The sequence below is a fragment of the Mesorhizobium sp. LNHC252B00 genome (genome assembly GCF_000502955.1).
Taxonomy (GTDB): Bacteria; Pseudomonadota; Alphaproteobacteria; order Rhizobiales; family Rhizobiaceae; genus Mesorhizobium.
In genome coordinates this window covers 1-3,427 of sequence record NZ_AYWO01000071.1, presented here as the reverse complement: position 1 = coordinate 3,427, position 3,427 = coordinate 1, and the positions used below count along the sequence as shown (strand labels likewise).

The window sequence follows — 3,427 nt, the reverse complement described above, 5'->3', positions numbered from 1 at the left end:
GAAGCTCTCGGAGCCATTTGGCACCCATATCGAGATCGAAACCGGCGTTGGATTCATCCGAATGCGGCCCAGCTCCGGCCCAACGTGACACGTAACGATTGCGGCCCGCGGCTTGGTGGTCAGTTCGCGGAACTCCGCGCCGGACGGCACTAGCCAAGCGCGCCTGGCCGCGAAACTTGGGCTCTACGCATCAACAGCAGGTGATCCGCTGCCAAACTGCTGTGCCGCCATACCTTTGCAATCCGGAGACTTTCCATGAACTACCGCATCCTCACAGGTGAGATCGAACATGAGGCAAACACCTTCAGCAAGGTGCCGACCACACTCGAGCATTTCCGGTCTCCCGCCTTGCTGCTGGGCAACGAGATTCCACCGGCGCGGCGAGGCACCCGCACCGCGCTGGGCGCGGTGTTCGAGGCGGCGAAGAAATTCGGCTGGACGCTCTCTCATCCGCTCGCAGCTAGCGCCACTCCTGGGGGTCCGGTAACGAAGGAAACTTTTGAGCAGCTCTGTGCCTGGTTCCTTGCAGGTGCCGAAGGCTGCAATGGTGCGCTCATTAACCTGCACGGCGCGATGGTCGCTGAGGGTTGCGAGGACGCAGACGGCGAGATCCTAGCCCGATTACGCGCCATCCTCGGACAAGACGCGCCGATCGTCGTCACGCTGGACCTGCACGCCAACGTCACTCAGAAGATGGCGGCGAATGCGTCGGCGCTGATCGCCGTGCGAACCTATCCTCATATCGACTACTATGAACGCGCCTGGCAGGGGGCCGGACTACTCGACCGGGCCCTTCGGGGAGAGATTCGTCCCCGCACCGTCATTGCCAAACGCCCGATGCTGCATGGTCTTAACGAGGGGCGTACCGACACCGGCCCTATGCGTGAACTGATCGACCGCGGCGAGGCGCTGGAAGCCTCTGGCAAGGCGCTTGTTGTCAGCGTCTGCGCCGGATTCTCTTGGAGTGACATCTACGACGTCGGGCCCAGCGTCACCGTTACTGCCGATGGCGACACCACTGAAGCGCAGCGCAGCGCAGAGGAACTTATGGATTACGCGTGGGAGACACGCGCGTTTGTCTCCGACCAAGACACTTCTACCAGCATCGCAGAGGCGGTGGAACGAGCTAAGTCGGGCGAGTTTGGTGCCGACAAGCCGCTAGTGCTCGCTGATATTAGTGACAATCCCGGCGGCGGTGCTTACGGCGATGCGACAGACCTGCTACGCGCGATGATGGCGGCCGATCTTCAGAACGCGGCCTTTCATGCGATCTTCGATCCGGCGGCCGTGCAGGCCGGCATAGCCATCGGCGTCGGCAATAAGGGGCGCATCCTGCTGGGCGGCAAGCAAGCCCCAGAGACGGGTGGGGGGCCGCTCGAGGTAGAGGCGCAGATAGTCTCCATAACCGACGGCCGGTTCCGCTGTTACGGCCCCATGGGAGGAGGGTCATGGCGCAACCACGGGCCGAGCCTGATGCTGCGCGTGGGCGGCATCGAAATTGTAGTGATTTCGGGGAACGGCCAAGCGACTGACTTGGCACAACTCACCTCCCTCGGTATCGACCCGCTTCATTGTGCAACCATAGCATTGAAGTCCTTTCATCATTTCCGGGACGCGTTCGAGCCGATTGCACGCGAGGTGATCACGGTCGACGGCGGCGGAATGGCGGGATCCTCGGAGATGTCAAAGGCTGTGTATCGCCGTGTCCGCCGGCCGATCTGGCCGCTCGATGACATCAACCTCTAGTCGTATGGACAGTTACCTGATTCATAGGAGTGGTAGCAGCGAGGTGACGACTGCGAGATAGTTCTGGCCGCTCTCTCGAAGCGTGTAGCGACGCGCCGGAACTGCTCGAGTTTGGAAAAGTAGCATTCGACCAAGTCGCCCGCGAAAAACTCGGAACGCTTTGATTCGATTTAGGATTTTCCCCTAGTTTCGGCTTTTATTTTGCCGGAAATCGTGGCCTTTGGCGGTGATTTTCGGCAAAATAATTGCGTCTGCGTTCGACGGCCGCTTTCCCCGTCTCATCGACAACCTGGCTCGGGTGCAACTGCTCATCCTTGACGACTGGGGCACCCACAGCCTGACCGACCAGCAGCGTCTCGATCTGCTGGAAATCTTCGAGGAACGCTATCGCCGGAAATCCACGCTGATCACCGCGCAACTGCCCATCGCCCAGTGGCATGCCATGATCGGCGAGCCGACAATCGCCGACGCCATTCTCGACCGGATCATCCACAACGCCCATCGCGTCACCCTCGAAGGCGACAGCATGAGAAAGCAAAAAGCACCGCCGCCCTTGACCGGCGCCGAAAACGGCGAAATCAATCGCAAATGACTTCAACCAGGCTTATCACTGCGGCAAAACGGCGGGCGAGTTCGCCCGCGATCGAAAGCTCCGGCGCATTTTCATGGAGGTGGTGAAGGAACCGCTCGGTCTGCTCATCGAAAGATGCTGGGTCTTCGCTCAGGAGCCATGCACAATTCCGGCGCGATGGCGGGCGCCACCGCAAATTTGGCGGAGCGGTCGATGACCGCTCCTTGCGGGCGGCGGTCCACCTGTAGAGGGTCGCCCTGCTGCCTGGAAGCCGCGGCGGTTGATCTCGGTCCACAACTGCAGCCCGTTATGCTGGCCTTCCTGCCAGCGCTTTTCGAGATAGTCTCGGAAAGGATCCATGAGTGCGGATTCCGACGATTTACCGGACGGCATTCCGATCAAGAACCGGACGCGATTCCGAAAATGAACCGGACGCGATTCCGATTAAATACCGGACAGTTTTGAAGCCTGGATAGTGCCTTTGGGTCAGCAACCTGAGCATGCATTTCCTCGACGGTAGAGGAGAGACGCATGCCGAAGAGAAGAAGGCTGACCATGAGACAATTGAGACAACTGCTTCGGCTAAGCGCGGACGGCATAAGCGTTCGCGACATTGCCACCATGACTTGGGATTGCCCGCAGCACGGTGCAGGACAACATAGAGCGAGCGACTGCCGCCGGCCTTTCCTGGCCGTTACCGGCGGAGCTGACTGACGATGTTCTCGAACATCGGCTCTTCTCCCGTCAGGGCGTCAAACAAGGGCTACGCCGACGCACCGAGCCTGACTGGGGGGCGCTGGCCGTCGAACTGAAGAAGCCGGGCGTGACGCTGTCGATCCTGTGGGAGGAGTATCGGGCTGTTCACAGGGCGGAATCATGAATCGTTAACGCTCTGGTAACCAAGTGGGATTCTGTTGGCCGGGAAGGAGACCGGCCATGGACGCAAGCTTTCTCGATCATATTGACGACATTGAAGACCCTCGCGTGCCCGGAATGGTGGTCTATCGGCTCGACGAGATCCTGCTCACGGTGCTCGTGGGCCTGTTGTGCCGAGCGGAGGATTTCGACGAGATCGAGGACGTGGGCGTCGAACTGCTCGACTGGCTCCGG

Annotated in this window: 2 protein-coding genes and 2 pseudogenes; 3 read left to right on the top strand and 1 reads right to left on the bottom strand. The window is 60.3% G+C overall.

Annotated features, from left to right (window positions below; genetic code table 11):
* Positions 1 to 255 precede the first annotated feature (255 nt).
* A complete protein-coding gene (locus X744_RS139875) occupies positions 256 to 1,746 on the top strand; it encodes a M81 family metallopeptidase (protein WP_023763203.1) in 1,491 nt (496 codons plus the stop codon).
* Between the two features lie 21 nt (positions 1,747 to 1,767).
* On the opposite strand, the pseudogene X744_RS1000000174260 reads toward X744_RS139875, so the two are convergent.
* A pseudogene (locus X744_RS1000000174260) lies at positions 1,768 to 1,880 on the bottom strand (IS5/IS1182 family transposase); the annotation flags it as partial.
* Between the two features lie 125 nt (positions 1,881 to 2,005).
* On the opposite strand from X744_RS1000000174260, the pseudogene X744_RS139880 reads away from it, so the two are divergent.
* Positions 2,006 to 2,338: pseudogene (locus X744_RS139880) on the top strand (ATP-binding protein); the annotation flags it as partial.
* Between the two features lie 625 nt (positions 2,339 to 2,963).
* Positions 2,964 to 3,197 carry an IS21 family transposase gene (locus X744_RS139885; protein ID WP_023763201.1) on the top strand — a complete coding sequence of 78 codons (234 nt, stop codon included), beginning with the start codon at positions 2,964 to 2,966 and terminating at the stop codon, positions 3,195 to 3,197.
* The last annotated feature ends 230 nt before the right edge of the window (positions 3,198 to 3,427 follow it).

What these genes read in the sequence shown, in the direction of transcription:
- X744_RS139875 (WP_023763203.1), top strand. Translation starts at nt 256, where the DNA reads ATGAACTACCGCATCCTCACAGGTGAGATCGAACATGAGGCAAACACC.